This window comes from Streptomyces sp. NPDC127114, assembly GCF_042677525.1.
GTDB lineage: Bacteria > Actinomycetota > Actinomycetes > Streptomycetales > Streptomycetaceae > Streptomyces.
Genome location: NZ_JBHXTJ010000055.1, coordinates 1 through 20690, shown reverse-complemented (window position 1 = coordinate 20690; position 20690 = coordinate 1). Strand labels below are relative to the sequence as shown.

The 20690-nt window shown below is 73.6% G+C and carries 13 protein-coding genes and 1 pseudogene; 10 read left to right on the top strand and 4 right to left on the bottom strand.

The genetic code is table 11. The annotated features are described in order from the left end of the window. Nucleotides 1-40: 40 nt before the first annotated feature. Entirely contained in the window at nucleotides 41-1585 is a 1545-nt protein-coding gene (eccB, locus tag ACFVGS_RS33565) for a type VII secretion protein EccB (protein ID WP_385695859.1), read from the bottom strand. A gap of 191 nt (nucleotides 1586-1776) precedes the next feature. On the opposite strand from eccB, the gene eccE reads away from it, so the two are divergent. The 8 genes from eccE to ACFVGS_RS33525 all read left to right on the top strand — a co-directional run bounded on the left by eccE (nucleotide 1777) and on the right by ACFVGS_RS33525 (nucleotide 13284). After that, nucleotides 1777-3102, top strand: a complete 1326-nt coding sequence (eccE, locus tag ACFVGS_RS33560) for a type VII secretion protein EccE (RefSeq protein ID WP_385695856.1) — start codon at nucleotides 1777-1779, stop codon at nucleotides 3100-3102. 176 nt (nucleotides 3103-3278) lie between these two features. Further along, nucleotides 3279-4088 carry a hypothetical protein gene (locus ACFVGS_RS33555; RefSeq protein WP_385695898.1) on the top strand — a complete coding sequence of 270 codons (810 nt, stop codon included), beginning with the start codon at nucleotides 3279-3281 and terminating at the stop codon, nucleotides 4086-4088. Between the two features lie 227 nt (nucleotides 4089-4315). Beyond that, entirely contained in the window at nucleotides 4316-7291 is a 2976-nt protein-coding gene (locus tag ACFVGS_RS33550; RefSeq protein ID WP_385695853.1) for an SCO5717 family growth-regulating ATPase, read from the top strand. Between the two features lie 206 nt (nucleotides 7292-7497). After that, entirely contained in the window at nucleotides 7498-9333 is a 1836-nt protein-coding gene (locus ACFVGS_RS33545) for an ABC transporter substrate-binding protein (RefSeq protein WP_385695896.1), read from the top strand. 114 nt (nucleotides 9334-9447) lie between these two features. Continuing rightward, nucleotides 9448-10416 (top strand): ABC transporter permease, encoded by a 969-nt coding sequence (locus ACFVGS_RS33540; RefSeq protein WP_384420749.1) that lies wholly within the window; start codon nucleotides 9448-9450, stop codon nucleotides 10414-10416. After that, nucleotides 10413-11315, top strand: coding sequence for an ABC transporter permease (locus ACFVGS_RS33535; RefSeq protein ID WP_384420719.1), 903 nt, complete (start codon nucleotides 10413-10415; stop codon nucleotides 11313-11315). The genes ACFVGS_RS33540 and ACFVGS_RS33535 overlap by 4 nt, the downstream gene beginning before the upstream one ends. Continuing rightward, nucleotides 11312-12292, top strand: a complete 981-nt coding sequence (locus tag ACFVGS_RS33530) for an ABC transporter ATP-binding protein (protein ID WP_385695850.1) — start codon at nucleotides 11312-11314, stop codon at nucleotides 12290-12292. Before ACFVGS_RS33535 ends, ACFVGS_RS33530 begins: the two co-directional genes overlap by 4 nt. Continuing rightward, nucleotides 12289-13284: an ABC transporter ATP-binding protein gene (locus ACFVGS_RS33525; protein ID WP_385695847.1), complete on the top strand. Its 996-nt coding sequence runs from the start codon at nucleotides 12289-12291 to the stop codon at nucleotides 13282-13284. Before ACFVGS_RS33530 ends, ACFVGS_RS33525 begins: the two co-directional genes overlap by 4 nt. 177 nt (nucleotides 13285-13461) lie before the next feature. On the opposite strand, the gene ACFVGS_RS33520 is transcribed toward ACFVGS_RS33525, so the two are convergent. Both ACFVGS_RS33520 and ACFVGS_RS33515 read right to left on the bottom strand, forming a co-directional pair. Then, on the bottom strand, nucleotides 13462-14646 hold the full coding sequence (locus tag ACFVGS_RS33520) for a hypothetical protein (protein WP_385695845.1): 1185 nt from the start codon (nucleotides 14644-14646) through the stop codon (nucleotides 13462-13464). A 92-nt stretch (nucleotides 14647-14738) separates the two neighbouring features. Continuing rightward, nucleotides 14739-15914, bottom strand: a complete 1176-nt coding sequence (locus tag ACFVGS_RS33515) for a type III polyketide synthase (protein ID WP_384420712.1) — start codon at nucleotides 15912-15914, stop codon at nucleotides 14739-14741. A gap of 147 nt (nucleotides 15915-16061) precedes the next feature. Here ACFVGS_RS33515 and ACFVGS_RS33510 point away from each other — a divergent pair, with 147 nt between their 5' ends. After that, nucleotides 16062-17282 (top strand): cytochrome P450, encoded by a 1221-nt coding sequence (locus tag ACFVGS_RS33510; RefSeq protein WP_384420710.1) that lies wholly within the window; start codon nucleotides 16062-16064, stop codon nucleotides 17280-17282. A 104-nt stretch (nucleotides 17283-17386) separates the two neighbouring features. Here the strand turns inward: ACFVGS_RS33510 and ACFVGS_RS33505 are convergent, their stop codons facing one another. Then, on the bottom strand, nucleotides 17387-18352 hold the full coding sequence (locus ACFVGS_RS33505) for a bifunctional riboflavin kinase/FAD synthetase (RefSeq protein WP_385695892.1): 966 nt from the start codon (nucleotides 18350-18352) through the stop codon (nucleotides 17387-17389). 2173 nt (nucleotides 18353-20525) lie between these two features. On the opposite strand from ACFVGS_RS33505, the pseudogene ACFVGS_RS33500 reads away from it, so the two are divergent. Further along, nucleotides 20526-20690, top strand: a pseudogene (locus ACFVGS_RS33500) (orotidine 5'-phosphate decarboxylase); the annotation flags it as partial.

Sequence of the window (20690 nt, the reverse complement as noted above, 5' to 3'; positions counted from 1 at the left end):
GCCGCGCGGGTTCGGGACGTCGTCACCGGTGCCTGCCTCCTCACGAACCCTGCGGCTGGCGCGCGCTGTTGGTGTCCAGGCGCGGGCCCTTCGACAGGAACTCGGACCACTCCATCGGGACGAGCACGGGGGTGACCTTCTCGTAGCCGAGCCGCTTCTGCGCGTCGGACGGCTCGGGCCGCCCGTCCGTCGTCTGCTGCTGGTTGCCGGTGCCGATCTCGGAGCGGCCGGAGTCGCTGTCGCCGTTGGCCTGGACGGCGTAGCGCAGTCCGGTGTCGGTCACGAGGAAGAGCGAGCCGTCGGGCGTGGACTGCCTGCCCTGGATCTGGGTGTAGAGCAGTCCGGTGCCGGGCGTGACGTACGTGCTGGTGCCGCCGGCCGTGATGTCGGCGGGATACGCGGGGCCGGCCCAGGTGGACAGGGTGGTCCCGCCCTTGGCGTCGACCTTCTCCAGGACGGAGCAGATGGTGTCGCGCGAGCCGTCCCCGCCGACCGAGTTGACCTGCTGGGACTTGCGCTCGGGCCAGCGCAGTCCGGCGCCGAAGGTCTGGCTGTCGGGGGTGAGCGAGGCCTGGTCCACGGGCGTGGCCTTGCCGGCCATGTCGAGGACGTCGGCCTTCGGGGACTGGATGAGCAGCCAGGCGGTGAACTCGGAGACCGGCTGCACCTTGCCCTCCAGCACCACGTAGTGCTGGGGGCCGGAGCCGGTCTGGGTGAGGAGCACCATGCCGACCTTGTCCTGGGCGGGCGTGAGGCCGCCGCGGACGTGGGCGTCGGCGCCGACCGCGCCGGGGATCTCCGGGTAGTCCACGGGGCTGCCGGTCTTCAGGGTGGCCAGCCAGTCGTCGGTGACCTGCTGCGGCTCGCGGTTGACGCCGAACAGCGCGGTGACGAGGCCCTGGGACTTCTCGTTGACGCGGTACTTGGTGCCGGTGTGGTCGATCAGGTACTGGGCGCTGCCCTTCTGGCCCTTCACGTACAGGATCTGACCGGATTTCAGCTTGTTGCCGTTGTCGGTGCGGCCGAGGTCGCGCTTGGCGAAGAGGAAGGTGGCCTTCTGCACGTTGCCGCCGTTGCCGCCGCCGGGCTGTTCGCACACGGCCCAGCGCTTGGCGGTGCCCGCGTCCGCCTCGCCGGGGAGGCGGTCGGGGGCGTACGGGATGCCGAGGATCGGGCCGCGCGGCGGCTTGCCCTCGTCCAGCGTCTTGTCGTCGACCTGGATGACCTGGAAGTCGTCCGGGTTGAGCAGCAGCCGCGCGGAGGCGAGGTTGAGCACGGGGTGGAGCAGGGTCTTCTTGTCCTTGCCCTTGCCGGTGGTGAGGACCACGTAGCGGGTCGTCGACTGCTTGCCGACGATCACCTTCTTGCCGGGGTCGTCCCAGCCCTTGGGCGCGGTCGGCTTGAACATGCCCCAGGCACCGAAGCCGGCGATGACGAGGGCGCCGACGATGACCCCGGGAAGGACCGCGCGCAGCGGCTTGGGCGCTCCCTCCTCCGTGCCCGAGGGCGAGGGTTGGAGGAATGCCGCGACCGTGCGCTTCTTCGCAAAGGTGTACGCGTTGAGCTCGTCCCGCCGTGATGCCATGAGTCCCCATTTTCGTCAGGCGCAGTCTTCGCGCGGGACTCCGGGGAGCATGGCGCCCGGGCCCCGGCTGTCGGACCGGCCCCCTACTATGCCTGCTGTCCGTCGGTGCTCGTGGGGCGGGTAGGGTGATCCGGCCGCCAAAGGCCTGGCGGGCCAGGGTGATCGGGACGAATTGAGGGGGATTCTCCATCATGGCTTCCGCGACGCGGACGCGGTCCGCTGCGGCCGGGCCCACTGTCGGGCCCTCCACCTCCCCCGTTCCGGGGCCCGGTTCGCCGGTTTCGTCCTCGGTGTCGCCGAGGCTTCAGGCCCGCCCGGGACACTTCGGTGCGTTCCGATTGCAACAGCTCGTACTGATCGAGGTGGCGGCCGCGGTGCTCGTCGTCGCCGCGGTCGTCGACAAGCTGATGCTGGTGCCCGCCGGTGTGGTCGCGGCGCTGCTCGTGCTGCTCGCCGTCGTGCGGCGGCACCGGCGGTCGCTGCCCGAGTGGCTCTCCACCTTCTTCGCGCTGCGCGCCAGGACCCGCCGGGCCGCCTCCTTCACCGTGCCCGAGGGCACGGAGCCGGGTCTCGCCCCGGTCGTGGAGTGCGATCCGGCGCTGCGGACGTACGCGTACAGCGACCGTGACCGGCGCCCGATCGGGATGATCGGCGACGGGACCTTCCTCACCGCCGTCGTACGGGTCGAGTCCGAGGCCACGGCGCTGCGCCCGGACCGCGGGGCGCACCCGCTGCCGGTGGGGCTCGTCCGGGACGTGCTCTCCGTGGACGGCATCCGGCTCGAGTCGGCGCAGGTCGTGCAGCACACCCAGCCGGCGCCCGCGCCGCACCTGCCCGCGCAGTCGATGGCGGCCCGCAACTACGGTCCGCTGCAAGCCCAGACGGGTTCGCCCGCGGTCCGCATCACCTGGATCGCGCTGAAGCTGGACCCGGAGCTGTGCCCCGAGGCGGTCGAGGCGCGCGGCGGCGGCATGCAGGGCGCGCAGAAGTGCCTGGTGCGGGCGGCGGACCAGCTCGCGAGCCGGCTCGCCGGCGCGGGTTTCAAGGCCACGGTGCTCACCGAGCAGGAGCTGACCTCCGCCCTCGCCACCTCCACGTGCGCCAGCCCGATGGCGATAGCGCAGGCGGGCCGTGGGCAGGCGCAGGGGCGGCGCACCCAGGAGACCGCGCGCACCTGGCGGGTCGACGACCGGCGCCACACGACGTACTGGGTGGGGCGCTGGCCCCAGCTGGGCAGCGGGGGCGGCGCGGGCGCGTCGATGCCGCAGCTGGTGGCGCTGCTGACCTCGCTGCCTGCGCTCGCGACGACCTTCAGCCTGACGCTGAGCGGCGGTGACCGTCAGGAGGTGACGGTCACCGGACATGTACGGATCACCGGGCGCAGCGACGAGGAGCTGGTGGCCGCCCGGCACGAACTGGAGCGCGTGGCGCGTGGCGTGAAGACGGGTCTGGTGCGGCTCGACCGCGAACAGGTGCCGGGCATGCTGGCGACGCTGCCGCTGGGGGGTGCGCGCTGATGACGACTCCGACGGGTCCGGTGAACCCGGCGAACCAGCAGATGGGGCAGATGGGCCACGTGGGTCAGATGAGCCAGGCGGGCCAGACGGGTTCGCAGGTTCCTGTGCAGCACGCGATGGCCGCGGCTCCTGCGAACGTCGGCGGGCAGGCGGCCGGCGGGCAGGTGCCGGGCGGCATGTCCGCCGGGGTCGTCGGCGCGGTTCCCGCTGCCGGGCGGGCCGAGGCCCGGCGGGCCCGTACGGGTGGCGGCCGAACCGCGCGGCGTACCGGTGGCCGTGGCGCCAGGCCCCGGTTCGGCTTCGGGCTCATCGGCCCGCGCCGCGACCGCCACGCGGTGCCCATGGACCAACTCGACGCGCTGGCCCTGCCGATGGGCGACGACGGCGTGGTGATCGGCGTGGACGCCGAGAGCCGGCCCGCGGTGCTCGGCATCAACCGGCCCGCCCCGTACGACATCACGCTCATCGGCGGCCTGTGGACCGCGCAGGTGCTCGCGCTGCGCGCGGCGGCGACCGGCGCCCGCATCGCCGTCGAGACCGGCCGCGCGCAGGCCTGGACGGCGCTCGCCCAGGCGGCGGGCGGCGGGCAGCCCTGCATCACCCTGCACGACGTGGGCCGGGTGCCGCCGCAGGGTGCGTCCGCGGGCAGTCCCGTGGTCGTCGTCCGCGACTGCGGCATGCGGCCGCCGCGCGGCCGGGTGGTGTCCGGCCCCTGGCAGTCGGTCGTCACGCTGCTTCCCTATCTGAGCCCCGTGGCCCCGCGGCTCCTGGAGAAGTCCTCGCTCGTCGGCGTGCAGCGGGTCTCCCCCGACGAGGCCGCGCAGATCGGACGCATCATGGGCCTGCAGCGCGCCGAGTGGGAGGCGCTGTCGACGCTGGCCGACGGGGTGACGCTCTGGTGCACGCCGGGCGACCGGCAGTTCGTGATGACGCAGGCCACGGACGCCGAGACCGGATTGTTGGGCGCCGCCCGCCGAATGGACTGAGCCGGGCGAAAGTACGGCATCTTCACCGAACCTGTCCGCATTTGGGCAGGTTTGGAGCACCGGGGGTTTCACTCTCCGGTACCCGTGGGTCACTTGGGGGACCCGGCCGATCCGTACGGCGGGCGGCGACGGGCCGTCGGCCCTGCCCGAGGGGCACGGTTGGCGTTTAGGGTGGGATGTGCCCGCCCACGACGGCACAAGGGTGCGCGACCACACCAGGAGGCAAAGTGAACCGCGATCGGGACGAGATCAACGGGGGTTGGAACCCGCCCGTCGACGATCAGTCCGACGCAGATCCCGCCGAGATGACGGGTGAGTTCACCATCGACTACACCCCGCCGGCCTGGTACACGCAGAACGCGTCGGCCGGTACGGGTGCCGGGGCGCCCACGCCTCCTCCGCCGACCGGCGCGCCCGTCGCGGTCCCCGGGGTTCCGGCGGGCGGCGGCTTCGAGCCGAACTGGGGCACCACGCCGCCGCCTCCGGCGCCCGTCCCGCCGGCTCCGGTCCCGCCGGCTCCGGCTCCGGCTGCCCCCGCTCCGGTCGCTCCTGCCCCGATCGCGTCGACCCCGGCTGCTCCTGCTCCCGTCGCACCGGCTCCGGCCGTTCCCGCTGCCCCCGTTCCGCCGGCCGCGCCCGCCGCCGACGCCTCGGCGTCCGTCGCCACGCCGTTCGGCGGCGGGGACGTGGAGAGCGGTGCCACCATGCGCTTCTCTCCCGCCGCGCTGAAGCGCGAGATGGCGGAGCTGTCCGGGCAGCAGCAGACCGGTGCCGGCGACCCCCGGGCGGCGGGCGCGACGCCCGCGGGGCCCGGAACGGCCTCCGAGCCCACGCCGGAGCCCGGGCCGCTGGACACGGCGGGCGACCCGGCCGTGGCCGTCTCCTCCCCCTCCCCCTCCGCAGCCGCGTCCGCGCCCGCCGAGACGCCGGACGTGGCCGATGACCCGTCCGTCGCGCAGCCCGCTGCCGACGCGACCGAGGCGCCCTCCGCTTCTGCGGCGACCGAAGCGACCGAGGACGACGTGAACGCCGTCGGCGGACCGGTCCCGACGGACGGAGAGTCCGAGGCCGCCGAGGCGTCCGCCTCGGGCACGGACGGTGCTCCGGAAGCCGTGCAGGCCACCGTCCCCGCCGACACCACCGATGCCCCCGAGGCCGCCGGCTTCGGCCCGGCGGACGGCAGCACGGACGGCAGCGCGGACCCCGGCGCGGAGGGCACCGCCACCTCGGCGGCGCCCGAAGCCGACGTCGTCGCCCCGACCGCAGCCGCACCCGCCACCGAGCCGCAGGACGCCGTACCGGCCGCCCCGCTGCCGCCCGTGGCCGCGCCGGTCGCCCCGCCCGTGCCGGCTCAGGGCGCCGGACTGCCGCCGCTGCCGCCGTCGTTCCAGCCCGCGACGCCCGCGGCCGCGCCGCAGTGGCCCGCGCAGGAGGCCCAGAGCGAGCAGCCGCCGGCGCCGGCAGCGCCGCTGCCCGCCGCCGCGCCCTGGCCCGCTCCCGCGGTGCCGGGCGCCCCCGGCCCCGTACCGCCGCAGGGTGGTTACGGCTTCCCGCACCCGGGTCTGCCCGGTCAGCCCGGTCAGCCGCCTCAGCCTCAGCCGCCCGCCCCGCAGCCGCAGGGCGGCTACGGCTTCCCCCACCCCGGACAGCCCGGCCAGCCCGGTCACCCCGGCCAGCCGCCCGTCCCCGCACAGCCCCAGCCCCAGCCGTCCGCGCCCGTCGGGCCCGGGCCCGCGGTGGATCCGCGGACCGGGGCCGCCTGGCCCTCCGCCGTGACGCACGACCAGCGGGAGCGGTCCGTGCCGGGGGCGCCGCTCGGTTACACCGCGGCCGTCGAACTGTCCTCCGACCGGCTGCTGCGCAACAACAAGCAGAAGCCCAAGTCCTCCCGCAATCCCGGTGCCTCCGCCCGCTTCAAGCTGGGCGGCAAGAAGGAGGAGGCGGAGCGGCAGCGGAAGCTGGAGCTGATCCGTACGCCGGTCCTCTCCTGCTACCGGATCGCGGTCATCTCGCTCAAGGGCGGCGTCGGCAAGACCACGACGACCACCGCGCTCGGCGCGACCCTCGCCACCGAGCGGCAGGACAAGATCCTCGCGATCGACGCCAACCCGGACGCCGGCACGCTCGGCCGTCGCGTGCGGCGCGAGACCGGGGCGACCATCCGCGACCTGGTGCAGGCGATCCCGTACCTCAACTCGTACATGGACATCCGCCGCTTCACCTCGCAGGCGCCGTCCGGCCTGGAGATCCTCGCCAACGACGTGGACCCGGCCGTCTCGACGACCTTCAACGACGAGGACTACCGGCGGGCGATCGACGTCCTGGGCAAGCAGTACCCGATCATCCTGACCGACTCCGGCACCGGTCTGCTCTACAGCGCGATGCGCGGGGTGCTCGACCTGGCCGATCAGCTGATCATCATCTCCACGCCGTCCGTGGACGGCGCCTCCAGCGCCTCGACGACGCTCGACTGGCTGTCGGCGCACGGGTACGCGGAGCTGGTGCAACGCTCGATCACCGTGATCTCCGGGGTCCGCGAGACCGGAAAGATGATCAAGGTCGAGGACATCGTGCAGCACTTCCAGACCCGCTGCCGGGGCGTGGTCGTGGTGCCGTTCGACGAGCACCTGGCGGCGGGCGCCGAGGTCGACCTCGACATGATGCGGCCGAAGACGCGCGAGGCGTACTTCCACCTGTCGGCGATGGTCGCCGAGGACTTCGCCCGCGCGCAGCAGGCGCAGGGGCTGTGGACCGGTGACGGACAGGGCGGCATGCCGCCGCACATGGCCCCGCCGATGCCCGGCCAGCCGGGTGCGCCCGGTCAGCCCGTGCCGGGGCAGGCGGTGCCGGGTCAGCCGGTGGCCGGTCAGCCGTACCCGCCGCAGCAGCCCGTGCCGGGTCAGCCGTACGGCGGTCAGCCCGCGCCCGGACAGCCGTATCCGCCGCAGCCGTATCCGCCGCAGCCGGCACCGGGCCAGCCCGGTCAGCCGGGTCAGCCGGGTCAGCCGTACGGAGCACAGCCCGCACCCGGACAGATGTACGGGGCGCAGCCCGGTCAGCCGCCGATGCCGCAGGGGTGGCAGCAGCCCCCGGCGCAGCCGCTGCCGCCGCACGCCGATCCGCAGGCTCAGGGCCAGGGGCAGGTTCCGCCGCCCAACTGGCAGCAGCAGCCTCCGCAGGCGCCGCCAGCCCCTCAGCAGTAGGGCGTCACAGGAGTAGACCAATGAGGCCCCGTACCGGTGTTCCGGTACGGGGCCTCATCGCATTCCCGCAGCCCACACGGTGTTTGAGACATCGTTGACGACGGCAGACCACCGCTGATACACCTTCGCTTCATCCATCGTCAGCCCAAGATCCACGGCACTTCCCACGACGCACGCATCCCGACGCGAGGTCACGTCCCATGGTCATGGTCACGAAGGTTCCACCCCGTCCGGCCCCCGCCAGCAGAGCCCTTCGCCTGCTTCTCGCCACCGGCGTCACCGCCGCCTCGCTGCTGGCCGTCCCGGGCACCGCCCAGGCGGAGGACGAGAAGTCCGGCGGCACCACGCTCACCGTCGCCGTCTCGCAGAGCGTCGACTCGCTCTCCCCGTTCCTGGCGCAGAAGCTCGTCTCGACCAGCATCCACCGGCTGGCGTACGAGTACCTGACGAACTACGACGTGAAGGACGCGCGCCCGATCCCGGGCCTCGCCACCGAGTGGAAGTCCTCGCCGGACAAGCTCACCTGGACGTACACGATCCGCAAGGACTCGCTGTGGTCCGACGGGAAGCCGGCCACCGCGGAGGACGCGGCCTGGACCTTCAACAAGATGATGACCGACCCGAACGCGGCCACCGCCAACGGCAGCTTCACGGCCAACTTCAAGAAGGTCACCGCGCCGGACCCGCAGACGCTGGTCATAGAGCTGAAGCAGCCGCAGGCCACGATGACGGCGCTCGACGTGCCCATCGTGCCCAGGCACGTGTGGGAGAAGGTCACGGACTTCTCCAAGTTCAACAACGACCAGCAGTTCCCGATCGTCGGCAACGGGCCCTTCGTCATCACGGACTTCAAGGTCGACCAGTACATCAAGCTCAGGCCGAACAAGAAGTTCTGGCGCGGGGCGCCCAAGTTCGACGAGCTGGTCTTCAAGTACTACAAGGACGGTGACGCGGCCGTCGCCGCGCTCCAGAAGGGCGAGGTGTCCTTCGTACCGAACCTGACGCCCGCTCAGGCCGCCGCGCTGAAGACGCAGAAGAACATCAAGGTCAACGACGCTCCCGGGCGCCGCTTCTACGCGCTCGCCACCAACCCGGGCGCCCGCGCCAAGGACGGCAGGACCTTCGGCAACGGCAACAAGGCACTGCTCGATCCCGAGGTGCGCAAGGCGCTCTTCCTCGCCGTGGACCGCACGACCCTGGTCGAGAAGGTCTTCCAGAACCACGCCGTGGAGGGCGAGGGCTACATCCCGCCCCGCTTCGGCTCGTACTTCTGGAAGCCGGCCGCCGGCCAGAAGCGCGCGTACGACCCGGCGAAGGCCGAGCAGATCCTGGACGCGGCCGGATACCGGAAGAACGCCGAGGGCAGGCGGCTCGGCAAGGACGGCAAGCCGCTCGACCTGCGCATCCTGTGTCACGCCACCGACCCCAACGACAAGGCCTCCGCCAAGTACCTCCAGGAGTGGTGGGGCAGACTCGGCATCGGGCTCAAGGTCGAGTGCCTGGACAGCGTGTCCGACCCGTGGGTGAAGGGCGACTACGACCTCGCCTTCGACGGCTGGTCGGTCAACCCGGACCCGGACTACGTGCTGTCCATCCACACCTGCGGCACCCTGCCCGCGACGCCCAAGGACACCGGCGCCACCGACAACTTCATCTGCGACCGGCAGTTCGACGCGCTGTACGCCCGGCAGGCCGTCGAGTACGACGCCGCCAAGCGGTCCGACCTGGTCCGGCAGATGCAGTCGCGGCTCTACGACACCGGGTACATGAACGTCATCGCGTACCCGAACGCCCTGGAGGCCTACCGCACCGACCAGATCGCCTCCATCACCACCATGCCCGAGGCCGCCGGCAACCTGTGGGGCCAGGACGGCTACTGGAGCTGGTGGTCGGCCGTGCCCGCCGCGCAGTCCTCCGACGACGGGTCCGGCGGCTCCTCCACCGGCGTCGTCGTCGGGATCGGCGCGGCCGTCGTGGTCGTCGTCGGCATCGGGGTCTTCCTCGGACTGCGCCGCCGCTCCACCGCCGACGACCGCGAGTAGCCCGTGACGAGCGCGAGCACTCCCGCCTCGGTGGCGCAGACCGGCACCGGAACCGACTCCGGCACGGTCCGCGCCACCGAGGGCGGCGCACGGTCCGGCACCGCCGCCGCGTATCTGCGGCACGCGGCGGGGAAGGCCGCCGGTGCCGCGGTGTCCCTCCTCGCCGTCCTGGTCACCAGCTTCTTCCTGTTCCGGATCATCCCGGGCGACCCGGTGAAGACGATGACCCACGGCATGCCCACCACCGCCGAGCAACTGGCCACGCTCCGCAGGCAGTTCGGGCTCGACCTGCCGTTGTGGCAGCAGTTCACCGACTACTGCGCCAAGGCGCTCACCGGAGACCTCGGCACCTCGTACCAGTTCCGCGCCCCCGTCGGCGAGCTCATCGCGCAGAAGCTCCCGGCGACCCTGCTGCTCACCGGCACGGCCGTGGTGCTCTACTCGGCGCTCGGCCTGTGGCTCGGCACCCGCTCCGCGTGGCGGCACGGCAGCCTCGGCGACCGGCTGAACACCGGCGTGGCGCTGACCCTGTGGTCGGTGCCCTCGTTCTGGCTGGGGCTGCTGCTCATCATCGTGTTCTCGGTGGGCATCGGGCCGGTCCCGGGGCTCTTCCCGACCGGCGGCATGGAGTCCGGCACCGGCGAGACCGGCTTCGGCCACGTCCTCGACGTGGCCCACCACATGGTGCTGCCGGTGCTCACCCTCGTCGCGGTCGGCTACGCCCAGACGCTGCTGGTGATGCGGTCCTCGCTGCTCGACGAGATGGGCGGCGACTATCTGACCACGGCCCGGGCGAAGGGGCTGCGCGACGACGTCGTACGGCGCCGGCACGCCGTGCCGAACGCGCTGCTGCCGACGGTGACGATGATCTTCATCAATCTCGGTCACGTGGCGGCCGGTTCGATCCTGGTGGAGACGGTGTTCTCCTGGCCGGGGCTCGGCGGCCTGTTCTACCAGGCGCTGAGCGTGCCCGATCTGCCGCTGGTGCAGGGCCTGTTCGTGGTCTTCGCCGGCGCGATGATCGTGATGAACCTGATCGCCGACCTGCTCTATCCGCTGCTCGACCCCCGGGTGGGCCGATGACCTCACAGACCACCGCCACCTCGCTGGCCCGGCAGCGCAGGCGCGCCTCGCTCGCCCGCTTCTGGAACCGGTACCGCGCCCACCGGGCCGGGCTCTGGGGCCTGGCCGGGCTCGCCCTGATCGGCCTGGTCGCGCTCACCGCGCCGCTGACCGTCGGTGCCGACGTGCAGTCGGTGACGAACGCGCCCGGCACGGCCCTCGAGTCACCGAGCGCGGAATTCCCCCTGGGCACCGACCAGTTCGGGCGCTCTCTGCTCGGTCTGCTGATCTGGGGCGCGCGGATCTCCCTCCTCGTGGGGCTGCTCGCGGCGACCCTGTCCGTCGCCATCGGCACGCTCGTCGGGATCGTCGCGGGCCACTACGGCGGCTGGTTCTCCACCGTCGTCATGCGGATCACGGACTGGTTCCTGGTGATGCCGGCGCTCGTCCTCGCCATCGTGCTCGCGACCGTCATGTCCCGGTCCGTGTGGACGGTGATCCTGGCGATCGGCGTCACCAGCTGGCCCACGACGGCCCGGCTGGTGCGGGCCCAGACGATCGCGGTCGAGTCCAGGCCGTACATCGAGCGGGCCACCGCGCTCGGCGGCGGGCACGGGCACGTCATGACCCGTCACGTGCTGCCGAACGTGATGCCGCTGGTGCTCGCGCAGACCACGCTCGGCATCTCGACCGCCATCCTCACCGAGGCGACGCTGGCCTTCCTGGGCCTCGGCGACCCGACCGTCGTGTCGTGGGGCGGGATGCTCCAGGACGCGCGCGAGGCGGGCGCGGTCTCGTCCGGGCACTGGTGGTACCTGGCGCCGCCCGGAATCGCCATCGCGCTGGTCGCGCTCGCGTTCACGCTGTGCGGACGGGCCATCGAGTCCGTACTCAACCCGAAGCTGGGGGTGGGTCGTTGAGCACGCGGACACAGCCGCTGCTGGAGGTGCGGAACCTGAGCGTGACGTACGGGTCGGGGGCGGCGGCCGTCCCCGCCGTACGGGGCGTCGACCTCACCCTGCCCGCCGGGCGGAAGCTCGGCGTCGCCGGCGAGTCCGGGTGCGGCAAGTCGACGATGGCGCTGGCGCTGCTGCGGCTGCTGCCCGCCTCGGCCCGGACGACCGGGGAGATCCTCCTCGACGGCGAGGACGTCCTCGCCATGAAGTGGGGACGGCTGCGGGCCGTCCGCTGGGCGGGCGCGTCGATCGTCTTCCAGGGCGCGATGCACTCGCTCAACGCGGTACGGCGGATCGGCGACCAGATCGCCGAGCCGCTGCTGGTACACGGACGGGCCACTCCGGCCGCCGCCCGGCGCCGGGTCGGGGAGCTCCTGGAGCACGTGGGCCTGCCGGCCGGCCGCGCGGCCGCGTATCCGCACGAACTGTCCGGCGGGCAGCGGCAGCGCGTGATGATCGCGATGGCGCTCGCCTGCGATCCGCGACTGATCGTCGCGGACGAGCCGACGACCGCGCTCGACATGATGATCCAGGCGCAGATCCTGCGGCTGATCGAGCGGCTCGTCGCCGAGCAGGACATCGGACTGCTCATGATCAGCCACGATCTGGCGGTGCTCGCCGACACCTGCGACCGGCTCGCCGTGATGTACGCGGGGCGGGTGGTCGAGGAGGGCCCGGCGAAGGAGGTGTACGAGGCGGCGGCGCACCCGTACGGGAAGGCGCTGTCGTCGGCGTTCCCGCGGATCGGCGACCCGGCTTCCCGGCGGGCGCCGCGCGGTCTGCCGGGCGACCCGCCGGACCCGGCGGACCTGCCGGGCGGCTGCACCTTCCATCCGCGCTGCCCGGTGGCGGTGGACGGGTGCGCGGAGCAGGACCAGGAGCTGCGGGACGCGGGCGCGGGGCGCCGGGCGGCCTGCGTACACGTGGGGAGCACGTCATGAGCCAGGATCCGGCGGCTCCGCTGCTGTCGGCGCGGGATCTGCGGGTGGTCTTCCCGGGGCGGCGGGGCGCGCCCGCCGCCCGGGCGGTGGACGGCGTGGACCTGGACGTCGGCGCGGGCGAGATCGTGGCCCTGGTGGGCGAGTCCGGCTGCGGCAAGACCACGCTGGCGCGTTCGCTGCTCGGCCTGGTCCGGCCGACCGGGGGCGCGGTGCGGTTCGCCGGCGCGCCGTTGTCGTACACGGGCAAGGCGCTCAAGGCGTACCGGAAGCGTGCCCAGCTGGTGCTCCAGGATCCGAGCGGTTCGCTGAACCCGCGGCACACGGTGTACGACGCGGTGGCGGAGGGGCTGCGCATCCACGGGTACGCGGGAGACGAGCGGGCGGCGGTCGCCGAGGCGCTGTCCCGGGCCGGGCTGCGGCCGCCGGAGCGGTTCTTCCTGCGCTATCCGCACGAGCTGTCCGGCGGGCAGCGGCAGCGCGTGGTGATCGCGGGCGCGCTGGTCCTGGAGCCGGAGCTGATCGTCGCCGACGAACCGGTGGCGTCGCTGGACGCCTCGGTACGCGGCGAGATCCTGGCGCTGCTGCTGCGGCTGCGCGACGAGCTGGGGCTCTCGGCGCTGGTGGTGACGCACGACCTGGGGCTCGCGTGGAACATCGCGGACCGGGTGGCGGTCATGTACCTGGGGCGGATCGTGGAGTCGGGCCCGGTGGAGACCGTGCTGACGGCACCTCGGCATCCGTACACGCAGGCGTTGTTGTCGGTGCTGCCGGAGTCCGGGGGCGAGCCGGTGGTGCTGACCGGCGAGCCCCCGGACCCGGCGCGCATCCCGCCGGGCTGCCGCTTCCACGTCCGCTGCCAGGCCCTGGCGTCGGGCGCGGCGGCGGACGTGGCCGCCGACTGCCGCACGACGGACCTCCCGGTCCTCGCCGCCGACACGGCCGCGGCGGCGGCCTGCCACCTCGTGACGCGGGCGGTCACGGCACGCGACTGAGGCGGCGCTCGGGGCGGGAGGCGTGGGCGGAGTGGGCAGCGTGGGCCGGTGGGCGCGGCGGGCAGGGCGGGGCGGTGGTGTCGCGGGCCGGGTTGGCCGGCGGGCGGGATCGGCGGGCAGGCCGGATCGGCGGGCGAGCCGGCCTGCTCAGGCGGCGCCCGCCGATCCGACGGCGTCCTACTCCCCCGGCTTCCCCGCCGGCTGAGCGGGCCCGGCCTGCTCCACGGGCATGCCAGCCTGCTCCACGGGCATTCCGATCTGCTCCACGGGCATGCCTGCGTGCTCCACCGGCATCCCCGCCGGCATCCCGGCCTGCTCCATCGGCATCCCCGCCTGCTCCGCCGGCATCCCGGCCTGCTGCGCGGGCTTCCCCGTCTGCTGTACGGGTGCGGCCGCCTGCTCCGCCGGCATCCCGGCCTGCTGTGCCGGCTTCCCCGTCTGCTGTGCCGGTGCGGCCGCCTGCTGCGCGGGCTTCCCCGCCTGCTCCGCCGGCTTCGCCGCCGTCGCCGGGGCGGCCGGGTTCTGCGGTTTGCCGGCGGGCTTCTGGGTGACCGAGCCCTTCGGGAGGACCTCGCACGAGCTGATGGAGGTCCGCGTGGAGACCGACTTCACGGTGCAGGTGTCCTTGCCGACGCCCGCGTCCACCGAGCCCCAGTGCTCGCCGACGATCAGGACGGCGCCGTCGTGGCCCTGGATCGTGTCGTCGCCGGGGCCGGCCTGGATCAGGCCGCCGGACTCCGGGCCCAGGGCGGCGGCCTCGATCTTGTCGTTCTCGCTGCCGCCGAGGACACGGCCGGAGAAGTCGATGATCCCGGTCCTGATGGTGTCCTTGCCGTCGTTGCCGGTGACGATGCCGCCGCCGCGGTTGAACTGGCCGGGCGCACCGAAGACGGAGCCGGTGGTGATCGTGTCGTCGCCGTCGTCGCCGTGGACGACGGCGCCGCGCTCCGCGCCCTCGCCGTGAACGGTGGCGACCTTGATGATGTCGTTGCCGCGGTTGCCCCGGACCATGCTGAAGGTGGTCTGCGGCACCAGGTGCTTGGCGCGGATGACGTCGTTGCCCTCTCCGCCGAGGATGGCGGAGTCGATGACGAGGCCGCGTACCTCGATCATGTCGTTGCCGGCGCCGCCCGAGACGGTGACGCCCTCGAGGTCGCTGTCGCAGAAGATGTGGTCGTCTCCCGCTGTGCCGTTGACCTGGTTCCCCGGCGGCGCGGCGATGTCGTTGACCCAGCACTGGTGCATGGGCACCCGGGCCGAGGCGTGGGCGGGCACGCCGCTGAGCGAGGCGGCGGCGACGAGAACGGCCAGGGCCGCGGGACCGCGCAGGGATCTGCGGAACGACGGTGGCGTGACGGACATGCGGGGGCTCCTCTGCGGTGCTACAGGGGGGGTGGGGGGTGAGGCAGATGGGTGGGTGAGGCAGATGGGGTGGGTGAGGCAGGTCGGTCGGGTCAGGCTGCGGTACGGGCCGGTGCGGGGCGCCGGGCCGAATAGCCCACGATCCGGCGGGCGTTGAGGTCCGGCTCGTGCGCGGGCTGCCCGTTCGTCCACCGTCCGAGGCACATCTCGGCGGTGATGCCCGGGCCGAAGCCGGCGAGGATGCCGCGCGCGCCCTCCTTCATGCCGCCCTCCTCGAAGAGCCGGCGGACGGCGTCGAGGACGACGGCGCTGGCGATGTTGCCGTACTGGGTGAGCGTCGAACGGCTGAACCGGAACTCCTCCGGCGGGACTCCGAGGAAGTGGCTGAGGTCGTCGAGGATGCGCGGACCGCCCGCGTGGATGATGTAGAAGTCCAGGTCGCCGGCGTCCCAGCCGTGCTCGCCCGCGAGTTCGCGCAGGGCGGGCGCGAGCGGCTCCATCGTGCCCGGCACCCGCTTGTCGAGGAGGAAGTGGAAGCCGGTGGCGCGCACGCTGTAGGCGATCCAGTCCTCGGTGTCGGGGACGAGATAGGAGTTGTTGCGTTCCAGGGCGATGCCGGTGCCGCCGCGGCCGCGGACCACCGCGGAGGCGACCGCGTCGCCGAACAGGCCGTTGGAGAGCAGCGATCCGACGCCGAGGTCGGTGGGCTGGTAGCACAGCGAGCAGAACTCGCAGGCGACGATGAGGACGTTGGCGTCCGGGTAGGCGGTGCAGAAGTCGTGCGCCCGGTTCACCGCGGCCCCGCCGGCGGCGCAGCCGAGCTGGGCGATCGGCATCTGCCGGGTGTGGCTGGGGAAGCCCATGCTGTTGATCAGCCAGGCGGTGAGCGAGGGCATCATGAAGCCCGTGCACGACACGTAGACGATCATGTCGATGTCGGTGGGCCGCAGCCCGGCGTTGTGCAGCGCCTCCTTGACCACTGCCGGGACGCGGGCTTTCGCCTCGGTCTCGTACAGCGCGTTGCGTTCCTCGAATCCCGGGTGCTTCAGGGTCTCCTCGATCGGCTGCACGATGTGCCGGCGGGTCACCCCGGTGTTCCCGATCAGCCGCAGGGCGAGGGCCAGTTGGGGGTGGTCGGCATGGCGTGAGCGGGCGAGGTCGAGGGTCTCCTCCATCGTGATCACGTACTCGGGTACGGCCACCGCGGGCTTGCACAGAGTCACCACGACACGCGCTCCTTCGTCTCGTTCGCCGTGAACTGGGCCCACACTCACCCCGCCGTCGTGACCTCGCAACCGCGCGGCGACCGGCCGACCGCGGAGCGTGACCGCGCGCGAGGCGGGGCGGGTGCTCCGTCCGGGGGGCTGTCGGCGCTCGGCGTGTCGCGGTCGTGGGCGGCCGGGAACACCGTTCTCATGACCTCCGAACCCACGGCCGCGCCGCGGCCGGCCGTCCGCACCTGGGCGGTCGAGGACCTCCCCGCCCTCGACTTCGACCCGCTGCTGCTCGAACTGCTCCACGAGGAGCCCGTCGCCCGGATCCGGCTGCCGTTCGGCGCGGACCACGAGGCGTGGCTGGTCACCCGGTACGACGACGTGCGGGCGGTGACCTCCGATCCGCGCTTCAGCCGGACGGCCCTGCTCGAGCGGCAGGTGACCGGCATGACCGGCCACATGGTGGCCTCCAAGGCGGCCCTGAACTACGCCGACCCGCCGTACCACACCCAGCTGCGCAAGGCGGTGACGAAAGCTTTCACCGGGCAGTCGACCAAACGGCTGCGCCCGCTCGCCCAGGCGACCGCCGACCGGCTCCTCGACGCGATGGAACGGTCCGGCCGCCCGGCCGACCTGATGAAACACCTGCACGGGCCGCTGCCGATGGCGGTGGTGTGCGATCTCCTCGGCATCCCCGAGGAGGACCGCGCGGAGCTGGCCTCCTGGCCCGACCTCATCCTGTCCTCGGGCCCGGGCCCGGAGAACAGCCGGGCGGCGAAGGCCCAGATCCACGGCTACATCAGCCGCCTCCTGGAGCGGCGGCTCGCCGAGCCCTCCGACGACCTGGGCGGCGTGCTCGCCGAGTCCCTGGCCGAGGGTCGCGTCGACCGCGACGAGGCCGTGTCGCTGGCCATGGCCATCCTGATCAGCGGCGCGCACGCGGTCCGCAACAACAGCGCCAACATGGTCTATCTGCTGCTCACCCGGCCGGACCTGACGGACCGGCTGCGCACCGAGCCCGAGCTGCTTCCGCAGGCCGTGGACGAGCTGCTGCGCTGGATCCCGCACCGCAACGGCGTGGGGCTGCCGCGGATCGCGCTGGAGGACGTCGAGGTCGGCGGGGCGGTGATCCGGGCCGGGGAGGCGGTGTACGCGTCGTATCTGGCGGCCAACCGGGACCCCGCGGTGTTCGCCGACCCGCACACCGTCGACTTCGACCGTACGGGCGTGGGGCACGTGTCCTTCGGGCACGGGCCGCACCACTGCATGGGCGCGATGCTGACCCGGATGGAGTCCGAGGTGATCGTCTCGACGCTGCTCGCGCGCTATCCGGAGCTGCGTCTCGCGGTTCGGCCCGAGGAGGTGCCGTTCCAGTCCAAGGGACTGATCCGGGGCCCGAGGGAACTCCTCGTCACCTGGTGACGCCCGGGACGGGCGCGCGTTGCGCACGCGCCCGTCGGATCCGGCTCCGGGGCCGCCGTGCCCGAGGGGCGTCGCTCAGGCGGCGCCCCTCGGGCACGGGGCGCTCACGCGTGGCCGTGCTCGCGGTCGTACGCGGCCGTGAGCTCGCGGCACTGCTTGACGTCCTCGGCCATCGCCACGAGCAGGTCGTCGAGCGTGTCGAACCTGAGCATGCCGCGCACGTAGGCGAGGAAGTCGACGGTCACGTGGAGGCCGTACAGGTCCAGGCCCTCGCGGTCGATCGCGTACGCCTCCACCGTCCGCTCCGTGCCGTCGAACTGCGGGTTGGTGCCCACCGAGATCGCGGCGGGCATCCGCTCGCCCGCGGCCGTCAGCCAGCCCGCGTACACGCCGTCGGCGGGGATCGCGGTGTGCGGCAGGGTCTCGACGTTGGCCGTCGGGAAACCCAGCTCGCGGCCGCGCTGGGCGCCGCGCACGACGACGCCCTCGACGCGGTGCGGCCGGCCCAGGATCTCGGCGGCGCCCGCCATGTCGCCCTCGGCGACGAGCCGGCGGGTGAGCGTGGAGGAGAAGGGCTCGCCACCGCCGGCGGCGCCGCGCACCCGGAGGTCGATGACCTCGACCTCGTAGTCGTAGGTGGCGCCCAGCTCGGCCAGGAACGCGACGTTCCCGGCGGCCTTGTGGCCGAAGCGGAAGTTGGGTCCCTCGATCACGCACCTGGCGTGCAGCTTGTCGACCAGGACCTTCACGATGAAGTCGGCCGGGGACAGCTGCGAGAACTCCGCCGTGAAGGGGAGGATCAGGACGGCGTCCACGCCGAGTTCCGCCATCAGCTCCGCGCGGCGGTGGTGCGGGGCGAGCAGCGGCGGGTGGCTGCCGGGGCGGACGACCTCGGAGGGGTGCGGGTCGAAGGTGACGACGACCGAGGGGACGCCCAGCTCGCGGGCGCGCTCCACGGCGCGACCGATGATCAGCTGGTGCCCGCGGTGCACCCCGTCGTAGGAGCCGATGGTGACGACGCTGCGTCCCCAGTCCTGGGGGATGTCCTCCAAGCCACGCCAGCGCTGCACTGTGACCGCTCCTCGTCCGCCTGTACCCATGTCCGCGTGTACGCCTGTTGGCGCAGGTCTAAGACTGCCATGAGCATGCGGCTGCGTCGGCATCGGCATGGTGTGCGCCTCGTCTCGGAGTTCGCGGCGGAGGAAGCGGGAGGCTCCGGTTCCGGGTGCGGCGAGCACGGGACCGAGGGCGGCGCGCTGGGCGGGCAGGGCGAGCAGGCGGACGACGAGGGGGTGGAGGACGCAGCGGACCTCGGGCCCCTTCTCCAGACGCGCGTCGACGAACGCGGCGACGAGGGGCGCGCCCTCGGGGCGCTGCTCGGCGTACTCGGCGACGAGGGCGGCGGCGCGGCGGGCGAGGCGGGGTGGGTCGACGTCGGCGAGGACGGTGAGCACGGGCGCGGCCTCGGCACCGTGGAGCCGGGTGCGGAGCGCGTCGAGGACGGCGTCGGGGTCGGTGGGCAGTGCGGCGGCCAGGGCGTCGGCCGGTACGCCCGGTTCGGCGAGCGCCCGCGGCAGGAAGCGGTCGCGGGTGCCGGGGTCCCGCAGCAGTATCCCGAGGGCGATGCCGTGCAGCGGCTGGTCGGCGGGGCGGGCGAGCAGCGCGAGCGCCGCGTAGCGCAGGGTGCTGCGGTCGGCCGGGTCGGTGACGTGCGGGGCGACGAGCCGTCCGTACGCCGCTGCCGCCGCGCGCCGCTCCGGGCGCCCGTCGTCGTGTGCCCAGCGGTCCACGGCCCGGCACAGCGCCGCGGGCTCGTCCTCGGCGAGCGCCGCGAGCAGGCCTTCGGCGAGCGGGTGCGCGGTGGCGACCAGGGCCTCGCACAGGTCGTCCACGGCGAGTGCGCGATGGGTGTGCAGGAGCGCCTGCGCGGCCCTGCCGACGGTGGCCCCGGGCGCCCCGGCGAGGATCCGCTCGTCCCCGAACCACCGGCACAGCAGCGGCTGCACGCCGCGCGGGTCCGCCACGAGTCGCGCGGAGGCCAGGTCCAGGAACCGCCCCTCGGGCGCGGGTTCCGCCGCGACCAGCCGCCGCAGCAACTCGAGCCGCTCGCCCTCCGGCACGCGCACCCCGGCCCAGAACTCCGCCCCGAAGCCGGGCAACGCCCCGCGTTCCGCGACCCGGTCGGCCAGCCTGCGCAGCACTCCCGTGTAGGGCCGCAGGTCCTCGAGCCCGCCGAACACGCCGGCGAGCAGCCGCGAGGCCCACCAGACCCCCTCGCCGGCCTCGGCGGCGACCTCGGCGGCCGTCTCCGCCGGTCCCGTCGCCCCGCCCGCCAGGGCCGCCAGCGCGTCCACCAGCGCGAACAGGCGCGGGACCAGGGCGTCCGGGCCGTGGGCGTGGTGGAGGTGGTGGAGGGACTGGAGCACGGGGCCGATGCGGTGGCGGGGGACGGGAAGGGTGCTCGGGTGGTGGATCAGGGTGTCCAGGGCACCGTCGATGTCGAGGTGGGTGCCCTGGAGCCAGTCGGCGAGCTCCTCGTGGGCGAACCGGTAGCCGCCGCCCGCCGGGACCAGCAGCGTCTCGGTGAGGACCGCGGAGGCCCAGCCGGTGCGCCAGGGGAACAGCTCCTCGAAGGACTCCCGGTCCAGTTCGCCCTGGCCGGGGCCGAGACAGCGGCGGGCGGCCTCGTGGACCTGGCCGCTGACCCGGGCGGCGAGCCGGCGGACCGCGGTGCCCCGCAGGACGGGGCGGCCTGCCGCGGCGATCCGGACGGCGACGCGCAGGCACATCAGGTCCAGGTGGGCCTGGAAGATCTCATAGCGGCCGGGCCGGCCGGTCAGTTCGCCCCGGGCCGCCGTCCGGAGCTCGCCCAGCAGCCGGAGCGCCAGCGGATGCCGGGCGTCGGCCTCGGCGACGGCGTCGTCCGGGACTCCGTGACGGCGCCGGGCCTGCGCCGCCTCCGCCTCGGTGAGGTCGCCCAGGAGCGTGACGGCGGGCTCCGTCGCGTACAGGCCGGCCGCCTGCTCCCAGTGTTCGGGGCGGCACGCCACGACCATCCGCGCGCCGTGGGCGGTCAGCCACTCCTCGGTGGCGGCGGTCCAGGGCGCGAGGCGGTGGGCGAGGAGCGGCGGCATCTCCTCCGGGGCGTCGAGGAGGATCAGGAGCGGGCCGTGCGCGGCGGCCTGCTCGGGGGTGACGGCGGCGGGGTCGCCGGGCGTGCCGGACGCGGCGGCGACCCGGCCGGCCCAGGGCGCGACCCCCGCCGATCTTCCGGCGGTCTTCGGCCCGGCGATCAAAAATGTCGTTCCGAGCGTCAGCAGGGGGGTGCTCCGGCACGGTCCGGACGCCGCGTCGCTGGTCGCGGCGGCCTCTCGAATGGCTGAGGAAGTGCGTGCCGTGGCCGAATAA